Origin of the sequence: Nostoc sp. TCL26-01, assembly GCF_013393945.1 — a bacterium.
Lineage (GTDB): Bacteria > Cyanobacteriota > Cyanobacteriia > Cyanobacteriales > Nostocaceae > Trichormus.
Window position 1 is genome coordinate 2,027,302 of record NZ_CP040297.1, and the last position, 18,403, is coordinate 2,045,704.

An 18,403-nucleotide genomic window follows, 5' to 3' on the forward strand; every position below is an offset into this window, starting at 1 on the left:
GGTAGATTTCAATGAGTACAAGCTTTTTAGCAGAGAATTCTCAAACAACCGCACTGCTTGTTTCCAGCAAAGATTCCAGAGAAACAACGCCAGATAGAGAGTCTGTGAAAGTAGTAATTTATGGTTCCAAAAGAGGAGTTAACAATACAATTCTCACTTTATACAAACTTGGTTTTGCCGAAGTTAATGAATGGAGTCCTTTATTACCTAGTTCTAACCGTGGTGAAGTTATGAGTATTTTGATTCGTCATATTTCAACAAATATACCGGGCGATTAGAAATCGCGGCTACACAGGCAAAACCCGCCTGCGCGGGTTGAAGATAAAATCGATGGACAATTAATATTCTGGCGATTAGAAATCGCGGCTACACAGGCAAAACCCGCCTGCGCGGGTTGAAGATAAATGAGTTGAAAACTCATCTTGAGAGATTGAAGAGAAATGAGAGCAAATTTCACGCAACTTTATTTACATTATGTCTGGGCAACTTGGGATAGATTACCTCTTATCACACCTGAGATTCAAAGGTTAGTTTATGCAGCAATTATTCGAGAATGTGAACAGTTAAAATGTACTGTTATTGCGATTGGTGGCATTGAAGATCATATTCATCTATTAATAGGTTTTCCGGTAACTGTTAGCGTGTCTGATTTAATTAAGCAGATTAAGGGCAGTTCTTCTCACTTTATAAACAATGAAGTTAAAACTAGTGATTTTTTTAAATGGCAAGGTAGTTATGCGGCTTTTACAGTTAGTTATGATGCGATTGATAATGTTGCTCACTATATCAGGAATCAGGCTATTCATCATCAACAAAAATCTGTTATTTCTACATGGGAATTAAATTTACCTGACACCAACGTAAAGGCGAATAAAATTCACCCGGAATGATTGCCCATACTCACATCTTACACCTAGCCCTAGCGATTAGAAATCGCACGCCACTTGCGACAATGGGGGGAACTCCCACAACGCAGTGTCTTCACAACGCAGTGGCTTGGCTATACAAACGTACCGCTAAGGCGGAACCCGGAGGGTAGGCCGTCTACGCGGACTAACACAAAATCAAGGGTTTGAAACCCGCGCAGGCGGGTTTTGCCTGTGTAGCCGCGACTTCCAGTCGCCTAGTGCAACATATGAGCCTCCCACTTCCAAAATGTGCAAGTTAGAAGTATACCTTTTGCCCCCATATTTTATCTATAAAGACAAATGATATTTCTAGAACTCGTATTAGAAAATTTCGGCCCTTACTGTGGCAAACAAGTAATCAATCTTGACCCAAGAACCGAGGAAAATCTTCGCCCAATTATTCTGTTAGGTGGTATGAATGGTGGCGGAAAAACTACTTTGATGGATGCTATTCGTCTGGCATTATATGGACAACGCGCTCAATGCTCTACTCGTGGTAATTTGAGCTATAGTGATTTTTTAAATCAATGTGTTAACAGTAAAGCAAATCCTGCTGAGAAAACCCGAATTGAATTACTATTTGAACATATCGAAAACGATAAGCCAATTAAATATCGGATTGTACGCTATTGGGAAAAAAATCCTAAAGATGGTAAAGATACACTAGGAATTTTAGGGGATAATGATACATGGCCAGAGTCTTTAGTAAATATTTGGGATGACTATATAGAAAATCTCCTGCCTTTAGGGATTTCTAATTTATTTTTATTTGATGGTGAGCAAGTTAAGGAACTGGCGGAGCAAGAATTACCACCACAAATAGTTATTGAAGCTATTCGGGGGCTTTTAGGGCTAGAATTGGCAGATAAATTAGCAATTGATTTGGAGGTTTTAGTCAATCGCAAGCGGAAAGAGATGGCTGATATTAAAGATTTAGCTAACTTAGACGAAATCGAAAAAAAGTTATTACAACAGCAAGAAGATTATCAGTCAACAGAAAAGAAATTAGCTAATTTTAAAAATCAAATTGCTGAATTAGAGACTATTCAACAAGTAGCTTTAGATAAATTCGTATCTGATGGTGGTAAAATTGCTGCTGAACGCAGTCAGTTAGAAGAAAAACAAAAGGAAAAAACTACTGCATTAGAAATAGTTCGGCAGTCGTTGTGTGAATTAGCTGCTGATATTTTACCTTTAGCGTTAATTCCTAATTTATTAAGTCAGGTACAAGCACAGGGAACAAAGGAATTTCGGAATCAACAGATACAATTAGCTAGAGATGTTTTATTAGAGCGAGATCAACGTTTATTAAGTTGGCTGAGGCAATTAGCGATCGCCCCCACAAAAATTGATAAAATCCAATCTTTTTTAGTTGATGATCTTGATAGTTTATATACAGATTCTTCCCAAGCCGAAGCACCTTGGCTATTAGCTGATGAGGAAAGTTTAAGTCAATTAGATAATGTGAGATATCATTTACAAAATGCTCGCAATATAGCAAAACAGAAGTTAGATAATCTCAAGAATCTAGAAGAAGAAATTATTACCTTAGAAAGACAAGTACAGACAGCAGCAGAACCAGAAGCTTATCAAAAGCTGCGCGATGCTGTGGACACAGCACAAAATGAAGTTGTACAAGCTAAAGCAAATTATGAAATAACTCACCAAAAATTAGCAAAATTAACGGATACAATTGAAATAACGAAAAAAGAATTAAAAGATTTTACTGATAAAAATATAGACCATAAAAATAGAGAGCATATTATTAACTCAGCCTCTAAAGTCCAAGAAACACTTAAAGTTTTTCGAGAAAAATTAACCCTACGAAAACTCAATAAATTAGAGGAGGAAGTGAAGAATTGTTTCCTCTACTTACTACATAAATCTGACTTAGTATTTCGCGTTGCTATTGATACTAAGACCTTTGCTCTATCTTTATTCGATTTTGAGGGTCAACCAGTTCCTAAACATCGTTTGTCAGCAGGAGAAAAACAACTCTTGGCGATCGCTTTTCTTTGGGGACTCGCCAAAGTTTCTGGACTGCGTTTACCAGTAGCTATCGATACACCTCTTGGTAGACTGGACTCTTCTCACCGCCAAAACTTAATAGAACGTTACTTTCCATCAGCTAGTCATCAAGTAATTCTCCTTTCCACCGACACTGAAATTGGTAAACAAGAAGTAGAAACACTCCGAGAAAATGAAGCGATCGCTCGTGAGTATCTCTTAAAATATAATTCAGCTACTCGTCAAACAACGGTAGTAGAAAACAAATACTTTTGGTAATTCGTAATTCGTAATACCGTACGGGTTCGCCGTAAGGCGTTCTCGAAGAGTAGGCTTGCACCTATGTAATTCGTAATTTAGACTGAGTTTACGCATGAAATCTAAGTGCGATTTGCCACTTATGATCCTGTTGTTTACTTAATCAAGTAATTTGAATTATCACGTCGGATTCCTATATTTGAGTTTTTTTGTAGATGTAACTAGAATCTTGCCAATCTCGTTGGCTTCTTGGAGAAGTAGCTGAAATTTTTGTTTTTCTACTAGTTCTGATTCAATTAAGATTTCTAACCAGAATTGGGTTTCTCGTGCTTCTTTTAAAGCAATTTCCAATTTATTGATAAAATCTTTATGAGACTGTGCAGATTGTGCTTCTCGCACATTTGCATCAATTGAAGTCCCAGAACGAAGCAACTGTTTAGACAATATGCGATAAACTCCAGGTCTTTCATCTAAAAAATGACAAGCTTTAACAATTCTAATGGCAAAACTTTTAGTTATATCAGTAATACTAATGTTAGTCACCATAATTTTCTTCTAAGTCATAACTTATATTTTTCCCAAATCCTTAAGTAAAACAAAAGTCTTGCTCTAAAAAAAATAATTACCAATTACGAATTACGAATTACGAATTACTATGGAATTTCCTATCGAAAGAATTAAACTTTCTCAAACGGCTAAAGACCAATTATTAAAACTGCGACGTAACACCAAAATTGACCAATGGAATATTCTCTGTCGTTGGGCTTTTTGTCGTTCCCTCGCCGAACAAACTCCACCTTCACCCGTACCAATTCCTCAAGATAGCAATGTGGAGATGACTTGGCGTGTTTTTGGTGGGGAAATGTCTGATATTCTCCTCCTCGCCCTCAAGCAACGCTGTCACAATGATGGTTATTCTACAGACCAGGAAACCTTAGTAACTCAATTTCGCCTACATTTACATCGTGGTATTGGTTATTTAGCAGGTGATCCAAATATCAAGAAAATTGAAGATTTAATCGACATCGCCCTAAAAGATGGAAAAAATGTTTAGTAATAGGTTTCTTAATTACGCATTACGGATTACGAATTATTCTCATGTCCGAAACGCTAGAAATCGAGCGTCATAGAGCAGCGATCGCTCGCACTGAAATCTCACGTCCTGTACGATTAGCTATAGAATGGGCAATCCTTAACCCAGACAAGAGTTTTTTTGACTATGGCTGTGGTTATGGAGGGGATGTTCAGCGTGTAGCTAATCTTGGCTACACTAGCGCAGGTTGGGACCCTTATTACTATCCGGATGCAGCAATTACTCCCGCCGATGTCGTCAACTTGGGTTATGTCCTCAATGTCATTGAAGATACAGAAGAACGCCATCAAAGTCTCATCCAAGCGTGGGAAATCACCCGTCAAGTTTTAATTGTGGCAGCTCAAATATTAATTAATGCCCCTAGTAAAGCTCAATTAGCCTACAACGATGGGATTGTTACCAGCCGGAATACTTTTCAAAAATACTACGAACAAGCAGAGCTGAAAACCTATATTGATCAAGTCTTAAATGTAGATGCAGTTCCCGTGGCGTTGGGAGTTTACTTTGTCTTTCGAGATGAAGCTGAAAAAGAAAGTTTCAAAGCCATCAGGTTTTTTTCTCGCACCTCTACACCGCGAGTCCGCATTCCCAGCAAGCGGTTTGCCGACTATCAAGAACAACTTACACCCCTGATGGAATTTTTCACCCAGCGCGGTAGACTGCCCAGCAAAGGGGAATTAGCCAATGAAGCAGAATTACTAGGGGAATTTGGCAACTTTCGCCGGGCTTTCGCCGTTGTGTTGCAAGCCACTGATGAAGCAGAATGGGATGCGATCGCCTATCGTCGTTCATTGGATATCCAAGTTTACCTTGCCCTCACCCACTTTGATCAACGTCCCAAATTCCATCAACTAGCACCAGAAATTCGCCATGACATCAAAGCCTTCTTTGGTAGTTATGACGAAGCTTGTAACGTCGCTGACCAAAAACTGTTTAGTTTAGGTAGACCAAAAGTAGTACAAACTGCTTGCGAAAAAAGCAAAATAGGTAAACTCACACGTGGCGCACTTTACGTCCATGTTTCCGCCTTACCTGCTATCGACCCTTTGCTGCGAATTTACGAAGGTTGCGCTAGCCGGACGATTGGACGTGTAGATGGAGCTACATTGATTAAATATTACACTGACAAACCGCAAATATCCTATTTATTTTATCCGGATTTTGACACAGACCCCCATCCAGCCTTGCAAGCAAGTATCACAATTGACTTAAAAACTCTCTATGTCACCCACCGAGACTACAGCACCAGAGCAAATCCCCCCGTGCTGCATCGTAAAGAAACTTTTGTTACCACCAACTACCCGCTTTACGAACAATTTGCTAAACTCACCCAACAAGAACAAGAATTAGGATTGCTTCAGGATAAAAGTGAAATTGGGACTCGTGCAGGCTGGGAAAAATGCCTAGCTGCTCATGGTGTAGAAATTAGAGGGCATGAAGTTTATTTAATTAAGGAAGATTAAGTAATTTTCAATGTTCACAGACGTAGATAAAAAGAGATTTTCTTAATTACGAATTAAGAATTACGAATTATGCCAAGATAAATTCGCTCTGGTGAGAAGGATTAATTTAAATAATGAGGGAATTGCAAGCACTGCGACGAGCCTTTCAAAGTCGCAAAATGGGGGCGCTACTACTGCTGGGTTTTGCGTCTGGACTGCCTTTATTCTTAACCAGTAGAACATTACAGTTGTGGATGCAGGATGCCAAGGTGGATATTGGCAAAATTACATTGTTTGGGTTATTGGCTTTGCCCTATTCTCTCAAATTTTTGTGGTCGCCTTTATTAGATAGATTTGTCCCACCACTGTTGAGTGCTAGACGGGGTTGGTTAATAATCACGCAAATTGGGTTAACATTAGCGATCGCCACCTTAGCATTACAACAACCGAATCAAAGTAGCCAAGTACTGCAAATCTTGGCAATTAACTGTCTCATCATTACCTTTTTAAGCGCCACCCAAGACATAGCTGGGGATGCCTACCGTACCGATATTTTAAACCCATTAGAAGCGGAAACAGGAGCATCTGTTTGGGTTTTAGGCTATCGTTTAGCCTTGTTTATCACCAGTTCCCTCGCTTTGGTTTTAGCAGACCATATTCCTTGGAACGGTGTTTACTTACTCATGGCTGCTTTAATGGCAGGAAGCATTCTCACTACCCTATGGTCACCGCCAGAACCTGATACCCGCAACGCTACAACATTTGCACCTCTCTCAGTTAGAGATGTCATCTTTATATTGTTGATCACCGTTTTAGTTGCTGGATTACTTGGAGGTGTTTTTGTTGGGTTTATTGCTCTGCCTGTATTTTACTGGCTATTGGCAGGGTTAATCGTAGCTTGGATTGTCACGTCTTTGTTCCTACCCACAGAGTTATTGGGTGAAGTCACAGAAGATAGTCCTCCGCAAAATCTACAAGCAGCGATTTTCTTACCTTTCAAAGAATTTTTTCACAGATTTGGCATAACTCAAGCCAGTGTCATCTTAATTTTCATCATCCTTTACAAACTGGGTGACTCTCTAGTAGGAATTACAGCCAACCTATTTTTAAGAGAAATCAGCTTTAGCAAAACCGAAATTGGCGCAATTCAAGCAGGGATAGGCTTTATCGCCACCACAGTAGGCGTTTTAGCTGGTGGCGTGATTATGACAAAAATTCATCTTCATCGCGGTTTGTGGATCTTTGGTATCCTGCAATTGCTGAGTAACTTAGGTTATTATGCACTAGCCGTTGCTGGCAAAAATTATTCGCTTTTAGTCTTGGCGGTGAATATCGAAAACTTCAGTGCTGGTTTAGTGACAGTTGCTACAGTAGCTTTCTTGATGAATCTTTGTAACCATCGCTTCACCACTACTCAATTCGCATTATTCTCTAGCTTAATGGCTATTAGTAGAGACGTTCTCTCTGCCCCAGCAGGTGATCTGGCTAAAGCTACGGGCTGGCCTGTATTCTTCCTGCTAACCCTAGTAGCGGCAATACCTGGATTGCTGCTGTTGCCCTTTGTTGCCCCTTGGAATCCTAAACCAGTGGCACTAACTAGACCAGGACTTGATGAAGAGGATGTATGGGAACCCAAGTAATTATCATCGTCGGCACATTTATTCTCTTACTCACAGGTTTGTTACTTGGCTATGTGCTTTCACAGTTAGTTTTAGGTTATCTAACATTTAACCTGCTAACTTTTTTCGGCACAATTAGCCTGATTTTGATTTTTGGCACTCTCTACTACGTCTTGTTCTGGCAACTCAAGCGAGAACAGACGCAAGTATTACCAGCGAAGATTCCCACTCAAACAAATGAGCCAATACCTGCCAACCCTCTCAAAAACAAACTGATTACCAAATTATCCGGTGATGTAGAGGCAGCAGAACGATTAATCGACCAAGCAAAACAAAACTATCCTGGAATGCCCGAAAACTGGTATTGCGAGAGAGTGCTTGATGACTTAGACCGTGATACCCGCTAAATTTTGAGCTGCCATGTCCAAAAATAGCTAAAATTAAGTCAAGTAAAATTTACAAATCTTTAGCTAGGTTGGATCTCACAACCTAATTTAATTACCAGCAAAATTATGGCTATCTTTCGACAGTACATTGCACCCCTACTAGTAGTATTAGTATTCATTTTTGCTCTAGTAGCAGTCAGCGCTCGCATCTTTCTTCCCTCAGACATGGCAGCACCAGCACCTATAGAAGAAGTTGGTGTCATACCAATTCTAAAACAGTTATGAGTGCTGAGTGCTGTTAGCGGAAGCGGGGCGTTTAGCCCGTGATGAGTAGAGAGTAGGGGAGTAGGGGAGTGGGGGAGTGAGGGAGTGAGGGAGGATAAGACAATCTGTTGACTAATGACTATTGACTATTGACCAATGACTAATGACTAATGACCTTTCATTACCAGATTACTGCATTCGTCGTGGCTCAACATTAGAGCGATCGCTGCTAGTCAAATTTATGCAGCGTACCTACCATGAGTTGTTCCCAGAACACAAAGACTTTGCTCACCTCGCCATGACTGTTGAGCAATACTTCTCCAAAGATACACCCTTGTGGTGGGTAGATTTTGCAGGACAAGGAGACAAATCAATTCAAAATGACGCTCGCGGACTCGCTAACGCTGCGCTAACAAAATTCAAAATTCAAAATGAAACAAGGGGACAAGGTGAAGGATTTTCTCCCCATCCCCCCTCCCCCCCCCCCTCCTCTCCCCCTCTCCCCCTCCCCCATCGCCTGTCTGTGGATGGGAAATGCCCTAGATCAAGTCCAAGGCGATCGCCATGCTCACATCTTCCTGCTTTATGTCGTACCAGAACATCGTCGGCGGGGTGTGGGTACAGCTTTGATGCAATATGCAGAAAACTGGGCAAAGCAAAGAGGCGATCGCCAAATCGGACTCCAAGTATTTCAATCCAATCAAGCCGCCCTAAATCTTTACAACCAACTAGGCTATCAAACACAATCTCTGTGGATGGTCAAGTCTTTAAATAGGGAATAGGCAATAGGCAATAGGCAATAGGCAATAGGGTAGGAAGAGTCATTAGTCATTGGTCATTGGTAAAACTCTTACCCATTACCCATTACCCATTACTCCTCTTTGTCCACTGAATTCTGAAGTCATCGGATGAGAGATGGATGAGAAAGTGTACAATGATTTAACCAATAACAATAAAGCTTTAAATAAATAGCACGGGGGGTTTATATGAATCCTACTCGCGCGTGCAAGAGAAATATGTATGACGAAGAAGACCTAATCCTACTTGATATCGAAGAGGAATTAGAAAGCCCCCTAGATAAAATAGAACCAATCACGGCTGAGTCAGAAGTACCCAAACCTGACCCAGATGAAATGCTAGCCCTGTTAGAAAATGCTCAACCACAGCAACGGATGCTAGCAGCTCGTGCTTTTTGTGATATTGAAGATTCACGAGCTACCCCTCTGCTCATTCGCTTATTGACTGATACCTGTCCCTTGGTGCGAGTAAGTGCATCCTATGCTATTGGTCGAAACCCCAGTCCTGATGCAGTAGAACCGTTAATTACTCAACTGTATCGAGATTGGAACGGCTATGTCAGAAAAGGTGTAGTTTGGGCTTTAGGAAACTGCCGCGATCGCCGTTGTTTACCACCCTTAGCAGATGCGTTGAGAACTGACATTTCCGCCGTGCGCTTATGGTCTGCTAGCGCCTTAGCACAGATGGCAGAAGTCGGTTACGAAGCTGTTGTCGGCGCAATCCCACCACTAATTGAAGCCCTAGTTCAAGATACTGTCGCCGCAGTCCGGAGTAACAGCGCTTGGACAATTGGACAACTGTGTAAAGAACTACCTTCCAACATAGTTTACGCCACAGCGATCGATGCCCTAATTCAAGCCTTTGCCGAAGACCAAGACTTAGGGGTACGCGAAGATGCCAAAGCATCACTCTTAGGCGTAGGCGATCCCCGTGGCTTACAGCTCATAGAAACCCTTGAGCAAGAAGGATGGTTTTGAAGAAGGACAAGGGGACAAGGGGAGTAAGACAAAAACAATTGCTATTGACCATTGACTATTGACTAATGACCATTGACTAATTATCATCCACTGGCTTGACTAAATTAAGATCATAAGGACGCTCAGTATCATCCTCGCCTAAGTATTCGCCATTCTGAATTTCCAGAATTACGAGTGGGATAGAACCTGGATTTTCGACTTTATGTAGTGTTGCGGCTGGGACATAGGTTGACTCATTGCGACCTAATAAGATTTCCTCTTCTCCGCAAGTCACCTTAGCTACACCAGAAACTACTACCCAGTGTTCATTGCGATGATAGTGGATTTGGGGTTTAATACCGTGTCTGGGTTTAATTTCCACACGACTGATGCGATAATTATCACCCTCTTCTATAACCTCCACAGTACCCCAGTACCGAGTACCTGAATGTGGGGAAGGTTCATTGGCAGTTAGCTGCCCGTTATTGTCAACCTGAGTCATAAGTGGATTTCTCAGCTAAAAGAATATTAATGTTTTCAGGTAATCTAACTGTAACCAGATAAAAATAAGAGCAAGATGCACAACAATTTATAACAATATTATCTGGTGATGACAACCACTGTTACCTTACCTAAGTTATAAATGAGCGTTGAGTAAAGAGTAATAAGCTTGTACTGATCTGAGTCGTTGGCGCAGCCTCTCACAGAGAAGTATTCTGAGTAACGAGTGCTGGGTAATGATGTTATGAGAAAAATCTCCGTATAATAAATAGTTATATCGACAAGTTTACACAGACAAGTTAGCATTACTTAGAAAGTCATATTGACAGCAGTAAATGTTATGAATTCTATAGGTTCCTTATTACCTGGTACAGGTATGGGTTTCATTGGTTTAAGCTTATTTGTTGCACCTAATAACGAGCGGTTTCTTATGTTTTCTCACGCTCTTTGGATGTACATCTTAGAGGGTGTTTGAAAAGCTTCAGTAGGTATAAAAATGTCATTCTGACTGGAGCGGAGCGTCAGGAAGAATCTAGGTTTTGTGGCACATACCGAGATGTTTCATTCCGCTACGCTGCATTCAACATGACAAAGAAACAGACTTTTCCAACGTCCTCTTAGGATCATTATTTTTTTAATAGGGATTCAATTTCTCTATGCTGATCTCAAGCACACGATGATACAGGAGATCCGTAAAGGTTCCTCAAGAAATTAAGTGAGATTGCCAATCTTCTGAAATGTTTTAGACGTAGACGTAGCGACTGTCTTGAAAGTCAAGCGATCGTTAGGCAAAAAAATAACAAACAGAGGAACATTGTCACAGGATCTCTCAGAAATCATATGTAGTGAAACAACATTTCAATATCTTCGTTTATAAATCTTCTGCAACGATTCTCGATGATTCTTGGCCCAAGTCGCTAAAGCCGCGACTGGCTCAATTAACGTTTCACCAAATGGTGTTAGGCGATATTCCACTTTAGGCGGTACAACTGGATAGACCGTTCGTTCCACAATTCCATCTGCCTCTAAAGCGCGAAGGGTTTGGGTCAGCATTTTCTTAGAAATACCAGGAATATGACGTTGAAAATCACTGTATCGCTGTACTCCCAATGAAAGTAGATACAAGACGGGTGGAGTCCATTTGTCCCCAATTAGTCCCAAAAGTTGCCTGAGAGGGCAATCGGGATCAAGATTGTACTCGCTAGAATTTGAGGTAACCATAAGGTAACTATGCAACCTGAAAGTGCCTACTTGTATATTAGAGTCTCAATAGATAATGATGAAGCTTGGCTGGCGAAAGGCTGACTAACATCTATCTAGGAAATTTTCCATGTCCAACAATCGTTTTTTAGAAAAACTCGCACCGGATAACGCTGTTTTCCTGCCGATTGACTATATGCATGGATTGATGAGCGCTTGTCGTTCGATTGATCCAGGGTTGCTAAAAAACAATGCGATCGCACTGGCCAAGATTGCGCGGTTGTTTCAGCTTCCTACCATTGGGACAGGCGATCGCGAAGGGATGAGCTACCTGGGAGCAGAGATCCCCGAATTGCCAGAAATATTACCTGATATGGAGTTTGTTCCTCGCTCGCAGGTGGGCGCGTGGGATGTGCCGCAATATGTTGATTTAGTTCGCAGCACCGGACGTAAAAAGTTGATATTGGCTGGAATTACAACAGAACAATGTGTCACTTTTACTGCACAGGGCGCATTAGCAGATGGTTTTGATGTTTATGTTGTCTTAGATGCTTCTGCCTCACTAGATACTCGTGCTGAACAAACCGCGATCGCTCGATTAACTCAAATGGGGGCAATTCTAACTACGTGGTCTCCTTTAGGGGCTGAACTCCTTCACGATTTTGCTTATCCTGAAGGAGCAGGGCTGATTGAAATTTATGCAGAACATCAGGCAGATTTGCGAACGGTTCAAGATAATTACAACACAGCACGTCGTCATGCAACGGAACGCGATCGCTCCGCCACAAAGTTATAAAACAGTGTGAAGCGTTAAGTTACTCTTCCCCGTTAATTGTCTAACAACTGCGCTGCACCGAAACAAAGTCAAGCAAGCAGTGCAGTCAGTTGCAGAGGTTATCTGTGTCCGGTGATTGGGAATCGTTATGCTGCTGGGACAGATGCAAGGTTGGATTAAGCGCAGCGCAACCCAACATGGATCTCAAAAACCCAGTATGGATATTAATGTTGGGTTACGCAAAGCCTACAGAGCCACTTCACTTAAGTCGAGCCAGCCGCTTGCGGACGGACTGGCGTGGGAAACCCGCCCACGTGAGTGGCTCCCCAACCTACAATTTTTTACTGAAGCTCAAAGTCATATCCATAAGCTACAATATCAGCCTCGGATTTAAGTGACTTCCAGAAAATAAAATATTCAATGGGTGAGAGCAAATATAATCATTAGATTTTTCCTCCCCTGCCAAATCAGTTAACAGTTATCAGTTACCAGTTAATCAACGTTCACTGTTCACTGTTTACACCCCTGCCTCCCCTGCTCACTAAAGTGGTGGTATATTTTTTTAGTTGGAAGTCCCTAAGTGGGGTTCATGGTACAAATTCTGTGACAATGATTAAGAGTAAGCCGGAATACTGTATCTAAGCGACTCATGAGCCAGAGTTCTCAAAACAGCCCTTCACCACAGAAACCTCTACCATCAAATTGGTTATACGCTTTTTGGAAATTCTCTCGTCCCCACACTATCATTGGCACAAGTCTAAGTGTTTTGGGTTTGTATTTAATTGCCATTGCCGTTAGTAACCGCATTGATTCCCTATTCCCTATTCCCTATGCCATATTCCCTGTTTTTGGTGCGTGGCTTGCCTGTCTGTGTGGCAACATTTATATTGTCGGGTTGAATCAATTAGAAGATGTGGAAATTGACAAGATTAATAAACCCCATTTACCTCTAGCATCAGGAGAGTTTAGCCGTCAGCAAGGGCTATTGATTGTAATTTTCACTGGTATATCTGCTTTAGTATTAGCCTGGATTAATGGCATATATTTGTTTGGTATGGTGGCAATAAGTTTAGCCATTGGTACAGCCTATTCTTTACCACCAATTCGTTTAAAACAGTATCCTTTTTGGGCAGCCTTGTGTATTTTTTCAGTTCGGGGAACTATCGTTAATTTAGGATTGTTTCTCCATTTCAATTGGCTGTTGCAAAATACGCAGTCAATTCCTTTAGCTGTTTGGATTTTGACAATTTTTGTTTTAATATTTACCTTTGCGATCGCTATCTTTAAAGACATTCCCGATATGGAAGGCGATCGTCTCTACAATATCACCACTTTTACCCTGCAAATGGGGCCGAAGGCAGTATTTAATTTGGCTTTGTGGGTACTAACTGTTTGCTATTTAGGTATGGTGATAATGGGTGTGTTACGTGTAGACGCAATTAACCCGGTATTTATCATCATTAGCCATCTACTTGTCTTGTGTTGGATGTGGGTGCGGAGTCTCGCTGTAGACATCAATGATCAAGTAGCGATCGCTCAATTCTACCAATTTATCTGGAAGCTGTTCTTTCTAGAATATTTAATGTTCCCTCTGGCCTGTCTTTTAGCTTAAAATTATGGAAAATACTTTGGCATTAAACAATATTCTCGCAATTATTGCCGTGGCAGTTAGTATCACACTCCTAATTTACTTTGCCTGGAAAACTTTGATTACCTCCAACTTATTCCAACAAGGAGTTAATCTTTATCAACAACAAGACTATCCAGGCGCAGAAGCTGCTTTTCGGAAAGTAATTGCGATCAACTCAACTAATGATGTAGTCCGTTTATTTTTAGGAGATGTCTTAAAGGCACAAGACAAAATCCCCGAAGCGACAGAATTATACCAAGAAGTAATTAAACGTAGTCCTAAAAATCCCCAAGGTTACTTGCGTCTAGCGGACATTTTCATGCAACAAAATCAACAATCAGAAGCTAAAACTAATCTCAAAATGGCTCAAGAACTATTGCAAAAACAGCGTCAACCAGAAAAAGCTCAAAAGATTGCCAAACTATTAGAGCAAATGAATACTAAGGTAACCAAAAACCTTTGAAATACTGCTCATTTTCTTATACTGTTAATACTTTGTCTATTATAGGAATCATATTTGATTTTTGTTGGCGTAGCCTGTGCTTACACAAAAAACTCAGTATACCTCTATTACTTCTTTTTCTGTTACCTGTTACCTGTTAAGAGCCTATCGCGCTTGCGCTGCGCTTTGCGCACCACGCAAGAAATTTCAATAATCAAGTCGGATTCCCATATCATAGTTAAATGTCAGGCACATATCTGATAATTTGAGGACGCGGTGATTAATAATCAATTGATATCTATTGGACTTTTTGCTGGGGCTTTTGGACTTGATTTAGGATTAGAACAAGCAGGGTTTCATACTGTTAGTTTAGTGGAAATAGAGCCTGATGCGAACAAAACAATTGTTTTGAATCGTCCTCATCTTATAGAGAGTGCGGTACCAAGGGATATTAGACAAGTTTCAGCACAAAGATTGCTGGAAGAAGGTGGACGTGTTTTAGAATTAGGTAGACCTCTTTTAGCAGGTGAAGTAGACTTAGTAACTGGTGGTCCTCCTTGTCAACCATTCAGTACAGTAGGAAAGCGTGGTTCTGTAATAGATCCAAGAGGAAGTCTGTTTATGGATTTCATTCGGATTGTGCAAGAAATTCAACCTCGTTTTTTTTTAATGGAGAATGTCAAAGGATTACTTTCTGCACCAATTCATCATAGACCTCATAATCAAAGAGGTGCAGGATTTCCACCTTTAGAATCAGATGAAATGGAAGGTGCAGCACTTCAAATTGTACTCACAGAGATGCGAGCTATTGGCTATGAAGTTTCTCCTCCTCTATTAGTAGAGGCGGCTGATTATGGTGTACCTCAAACCAGATCAAGAGTTATATTTCTGGGTTCACGAGATGGTGAATCTATATCTCTACCAAAACCGAGTCACGATAGAGATGGCTTGAAAGGCTTACCGAAATGGCAAAATTTAAAAGATGCGATCGCTGATTTATCTGATCCAAAACCAGAATACATTCCTTATTCAAAACAACGTCTTAAGTACCTTGCGTTACTACAAGAAGGTCAAAATTGGAGACATCTACCTGATGAATTAAAAGCTGAAGCAATGGGAGGTGCTTATAAATCTGGAGGTGGAAAAGTGGGATTTTACAGAAGATTATCTTGGAATAAACCTTCTCCTACAGTTACAACTAGTCCACATCAAAAGGCTACAGATATGTGCCATCCTAGTGAATTGCGTCCTCTTAGTGTGCGCGAGTATGCTAGGATTCAAACATTTCCTGATGAGTGGTTATTTTATGGTTCGGTAACTTCTAAATATAAACAAATAGGTAATTCAGTACCAGTTAAATTAGCTTACGCTCTAGGTAAACATTTATATAAAATTATTCAAGGTAGCAATCCAGAATCATTAATTATTTATCAACAACTCTCACTATTTTAGTGATAAATAATAAATATTAATTCCATAAATAGGAAAAATAACGTGTCTGAACAGTTTCATGAAATGTTGGCATATGCTTTGAGATATGAAGTTGGTTTTACACTCAATAAAGCACGTTCTTTAGCCTCACATTTTGCAGATATCACAGATTTTTTGGAAGCGAAAGAAGAAAATATTAAAAATATTAGAAGTATTTCCGGAAAAAATATTTTGAAATTAACTGATGAAGAAATTAATAAAATATTTGTATATATAAAATCAGGCTATTTATAGACGGATTTTACAGTGGCTGAAAACTATCTATGTATTATCAGTAGAGTATTCTCACAAAAACAATTAGATATGGTTAGAAGCCTAGCCTTAAAAGATTTAAATCCTAATCCGTTTTTAATTAGAGCGCTTAATTTAGAAACTCCTAATGAAGTTGTACGATTAAATGTTTACATGGCAGCTACAAGGTCAATTGTTACTTCTATGGGTTTCTTTATAGAAGACTTGTTAATGACTAGTTCTGATACTATTGAAAAAGCTCCTAATAAATCAGGATGGGATTTGATTAAAACAACTAGTGATGGTGAAAAAATTTGGTTACAAGTTAAAAGCGGTCCTAACAATATGGATAAAGACCAAGTAGTGTATTGGGCTGAAAAAATACAAGAAAAAATTAGAGAAGGAGATAAAGCATATATCGGCTTTACCTATGGGAAAAGAACAAGTAAAACTGTAACTATTGGTCTATTAAAACAAATATTATCAGATTGGGAAATACAGACTTTAATTGGTAAAGAACTTTGGTACTTTTTAAGTGAAGACCATGATTATAGTTCTAAATTATTTGAATTTTTACGTAAATCAGCTCATCAAATCTTATATCAAAACTCCCTCTCTGAAGAAATAGATCGATGTGCTGACAGAATAACTGATGAATTTATCCAAGATTTTGGTGATGGTGATCAAGGAGTATGTAACTATATTAATAGTATTTTCTGAAGCTTTATTTCCAAAGATGAATATTTTCAACAAATGAGCGATCGCACTAATCAAAAATATATAAAACCATGATTGGACAAAAGGGCAAAGTCTATCTTGTAGGTGCAGGATTGGGAGATGTTGCATATCTGACGGTAAAAGCTGCTCATCTCCTGACTAAAGCTGAGGTGTTAATTTACGATGCCCTAGTAGATGAGCAATTATTAGAATGTGTCGCACCTGATTGCCTAAAAGTAGATGTAGGAAAACGTGGTGGTAAACCCAGCACACCACAAACCCAAATCAATCATTTATTAGTTAAGTATTGCCAAGAAGGTAAATTAGTTGTCAGGTTGAAATCAGGTGATCCGTTGATTTTTGGGCGGAGTACATCAGAAATCACAGCGTTGAAAACAGCAGGTTGTGAATATGAAATAGTACCAGGAATTTCTTCAGCTTTAGCAGCGCCTTTACTCGCAAGCATTCCTCTCACAGATCCAGTTTTGAGTCGCTGCTTTACCGTTTTAACAGCCCATGAACCAGAAGCTTTAGACTGGGAAACGCTTTCACGGTTAGACACATTAGTAATATTGATGGGTGGCAAAAACCTACCAGAAATTGTACAGCAGTTAATCAGACATGAGCGATCGCCCTTAACCCCCATAGCCATTATTCGCTGGGCGGGGACACCTGATCAACAAATTTGGACTGGTCAACTAGGGAATATTTTAGAACAGACATCTGGCTTATCGCTCTCTCCAGCCGTTATCGTTATTGGTGAAGTCGTGGGGCTACGCCAGTACTTACAACCTGAGAAAATAGATTTAATCGATTCTCAAGCACTCAACACCTCCAACTTAAAAACGATGTCCCCCCACCTTCCCCTCTCAGGTAAAACCATCCTGGTAACACGTTCAGTCGGACAATCAAGTCAATTTAGCGATCGCCTAGCAGCATTTGGCGCTACAGTCATAGAAATGCCAGCTTTAGAAATTGTCCCACCCTCTAGTTGGCAAGCATTAGATCAGGCGATCGCTAATATATCTAACTTTGACTGGTTAATTCTCACTTCTACCAACGCGGTGGATTATTTTTTTTCCAGACTAAATACTCAAGGTAAAGATACTCGTGCTTTAGCAGGAGTAAAAATTGCTGTTGTCGGTGAAAAAACATCTCAAAGTTTACAACAACATGGACTGCAACCCGATTTTATTCCCCCAGATTTTGTCGCTGATTCCTTAGTAGTCAACTTCCCCGAAGAATTCCCAGGAAAAAAGATTTTATTTCCCAGAGTAGAAAGTGGTGGTAGAGAAGTTTTAGTCAAAGAATTTGTCGAGAAAGGTGCAGAAGTCACGGAAGTTGCAGCTTATCAATCTTGTTGTCCTAGTAGTATCCCAACATCAGCAGAATTAGCTCTCAAAAATCGCACAATAGATATTATTACCTTCGCCAGCTCTAAAACTGTACAATTTTTCTGTCAACTTGTAGACAAACTATTAACCGAAAATACCACAAATCTTTTAACAGGCGTATGTATTGCTTCCATCGGCCCCCAAACCTCAAAAACCTGCCATTCCCTTTTCGGACGTGTAGACATAGAAGCACAAGAATACACACTAGATGGTTTAACTCAAGCCTTGATTACAGGAGTGAGTAATGGGTAATGGGGACTGGGTAATGGGTAATGGGTAAGAGTTTTACCA

20 protein-coding genes and 1 pseudogene are annotated in these 18,403 nt (G+C 40.2%); 18 read left to right on the forward strand and 3 right to left on the reverse strand.

What is annotated here, in order from left to right:
* The first annotated feature begins 11 nt into the window (after window positions 1-11).
* The 3 genes from FD725_RS08755 to dndD all read left to right on the forward strand — a co-directional run bounded on the left by FD725_RS08755 (window position 12) and on the right by dndD (window position 3,194).
* The gene (locus tag FD725_RS08755) at window positions 12-278 is read left to right on the forward strand and encodes a hypothetical protein (RefSeq protein ID WP_179047763.1); all 267 of its coding nucleotides are present in this window, start codon (window positions 12-14) and stop codon (window positions 276-278) included.
* A gap of 162 nt (window positions 279-440) precedes the next feature.
* A complete protein-coding gene (tnpA, locus tag FD725_RS08760; protein WP_179047764.1) occupies window positions 441-890 on the forward strand; it encodes an IS200/IS605 family transposase in 450 nt (149 codons plus the stop codon).
* Window positions 891-1,208: 318 nt separating this feature from the next.
* Window positions 1,209-3,194 carry a DNA sulfur modification protein DndD gene (gene dndD / locus FD725_RS08765; RefSeq protein ID WP_179047765.1) on the forward strand — a complete coding sequence of 662 codons (1,986 nt, stop codon included), beginning with the start codon at window positions 1,209-1,211 and terminating at the stop codon, window positions 3,192-3,194.
* Between the two features lie 159 nt (window positions 3,195-3,353).
* Here dndD and FD725_RS08770 read toward each other — a convergent pair whose 3' ends face one another.
* Window positions 3,354-3,719, reverse strand: a complete 366-nt coding sequence (locus FD725_RS08770; RefSeq protein WP_179047766.1) for a four helix bundle protein — start codon at window positions 3,717-3,719, stop codon at window positions 3,354-3,356.
* Between the two features lie 109 nt (window positions 3,720-3,828).
* On the opposite strand from FD725_RS08770, the gene dndE reads away from it, so the two are divergent.
* From dndE to FD725_RS08805, 7 genes and pseudogenes are all read left to right on the forward strand, one after another.
* Window positions 3,829-4,227: a DNA sulfur modification protein DndE gene (dndE, locus tag FD725_RS08775; RefSeq protein WP_179047767.1), complete on the forward strand. Its 399-nt coding sequence runs from the start codon at window positions 3,829-3,831 to the stop codon at window positions 4,225-4,227.
* A gap of 44 nt (window positions 4,228-4,271) precedes the next feature.
* Window positions 4,272-5,729, forward strand: coding sequence for a DNA phosphorothioation-associated putative methyltransferase (locus FD725_RS08780; RefSeq protein ID WP_179047768.1), 1,458 nt, complete (start codon window positions 4,272-4,274; stop codon window positions 5,727-5,729).
* Between the two features lie 113 nt (window positions 5,730-5,842).
* Window positions 5,843-7,348: an AmpG family muropeptide MFS transporter gene (locus tag FD725_RS08785; RefSeq protein WP_179047769.1), complete on the forward strand. Its 1,506-nt coding sequence runs from the start codon at window positions 5,843-5,845 to the stop codon at window positions 7,346-7,348.
* Window positions 7,333-7,734: an ABC transporter permease gene (locus FD725_RS08790; protein ID WP_179047770.1), complete on the forward strand. Its 402-nt coding sequence runs from the start codon at window positions 7,333-7,335 to the stop codon at window positions 7,732-7,734. Before FD725_RS08785 ends, FD725_RS08790 begins: the two co-directional genes overlap by 16 nt.
* A gap of 105 nt (window positions 7,735-7,839) precedes the next feature.
* Complete coding sequence (locus tag FD725_RS08795) at window positions 7,840-7,998, forward strand: hypothetical protein (RefSeq protein ID WP_179047771.1); 159 nt, start codon at window positions 7,840-7,842, stop codon at window positions 7,996-7,998.
* 142 nt (window positions 7,999-8,140) lie between these two features.
* Window positions 8,141-8,759, forward strand: a pseudogene (locus FD725_RS33110) (GNAT family N-acetyltransferase).
* A 234-nt stretch (window positions 8,760-8,993) separates the two neighbouring features.
* Entirely contained in the window at window positions 8,994-9,752 is a 759-nt protein-coding gene (locus FD725_RS08805) for a HEAT repeat domain-containing protein (RefSeq protein WP_179051481.1), read from the forward strand.
* A gap of 76 nt (window positions 9,753-9,828) precedes the next feature.
* On the opposite strand, the gene FD725_RS08810 is transcribed toward FD725_RS08805, so the two are convergent.
* On the reverse strand, window positions 9,829-10,233 hold the full coding sequence (locus FD725_RS08810) for a phosphomannose isomerase type II C-terminal cupin domain (protein WP_179047772.1): 405 nt from the start codon (window positions 10,231-10,233) through the stop codon (window positions 9,829-9,831).
* 339 nt (window positions 10,234-10,572) lie between these two features.
* On the opposite strand from FD725_RS08810, the gene FD725_RS32425 reads away from it, so the two are divergent.
* On the forward strand, window positions 10,573-10,707 hold the full coding sequence (locus FD725_RS32425; protein WP_256871878.1) for a hypothetical protein: 135 nt from the start codon (window positions 10,573-10,575) through the stop codon (window positions 10,705-10,707).
* A gap of 383 nt (window positions 10,708-11,090) precedes the next feature.
* Here FD725_RS32425 and FD725_RS08815 read toward each other — a convergent pair whose 3' ends face one another.
* Window positions 11,091-11,453, reverse strand: coding sequence for a helix-turn-helix domain-containing protein (locus FD725_RS08815; protein WP_179047773.1), 363 nt, complete (start codon window positions 11,451-11,453; stop codon window positions 11,091-11,093).
* Window positions 11,454-11,562: 109 nt separating this feature from the next.
* Between FD725_RS08815 and FD725_RS08820 the strand changes: the two genes are divergently transcribed.
* From FD725_RS08820 to cobA, 7 genes are all read left to right on the forward strand, one after another.
* On the forward strand, window positions 11,563-12,228 hold the full coding sequence (locus tag FD725_RS08820) for an isochorismatase family protein (RefSeq protein WP_179047774.1): 666 nt from the start codon (window positions 11,563-11,565) through the stop codon (window positions 12,226-12,228).
* A gap of 628 nt (window positions 12,229-12,856) precedes the next feature.
* Window positions 12,857-13,819: a homogentisate phytyltransferase gene (locus FD725_RS08825; protein WP_179047775.1), complete on the forward strand. Its 963-nt coding sequence runs from the start codon at window positions 12,857-12,859 to the stop codon at window positions 13,817-13,819.
* Window positions 13,820-13,823: 4 nt separating this feature from the next.
* The gene (locus tag FD725_RS08830; RefSeq protein ID WP_179047776.1) at window positions 13,824-14,300 is read left to right on the forward strand and encodes a tetratricopeptide repeat protein; all 477 of its coding nucleotides are present in this window, start codon (window positions 13,824-13,826) and stop codon (window positions 14,298-14,300) included.
* 255 nt (window positions 14,301-14,555) lie between these two features.
* The gene (locus FD725_RS08835; RefSeq protein ID WP_179047777.1) at window positions 14,556-15,731 is read left to right on the forward strand and encodes a DNA cytosine methyltransferase; all 1,176 of its coding nucleotides are present in this window, start codon (window positions 14,556-14,558) and stop codon (window positions 15,729-15,731) included.
* Between the two features lie 42 nt (window positions 15,732-15,773).
* Window positions 15,774-16,004 (forward strand): hypothetical protein, encoded by a 231-nt coding sequence (locus FD725_RS32150; RefSeq protein ID WP_218653159.1) that lies wholly within the window; start codon window positions 15,774-15,776, stop codon window positions 16,002-16,004.
* A 12-nt stretch (window positions 16,005-16,016) separates the two neighbouring features.
* On the forward strand, window positions 16,017-16,721 hold the full coding sequence (locus FD725_RS08840) for a PmeII family type II restriction endonuclease (protein ID WP_218653160.1): 705 nt from the start codon (window positions 16,017-16,019) through the stop codon (window positions 16,719-16,721).
* Window positions 16,722-16,789: 68 nt separating this feature from the next.
* Window positions 16,790-18,364 (forward strand): uroporphyrinogen-III C-methyltransferase, encoded by a 1,575-nt coding sequence (cobA, locus tag FD725_RS08845; RefSeq protein ID WP_179047778.1) that lies wholly within the window; start codon window positions 16,790-16,792, stop codon window positions 18,362-18,364.
* The last annotated feature ends 39 nt before the right edge of the window (window positions 18,365-18,403 follow it).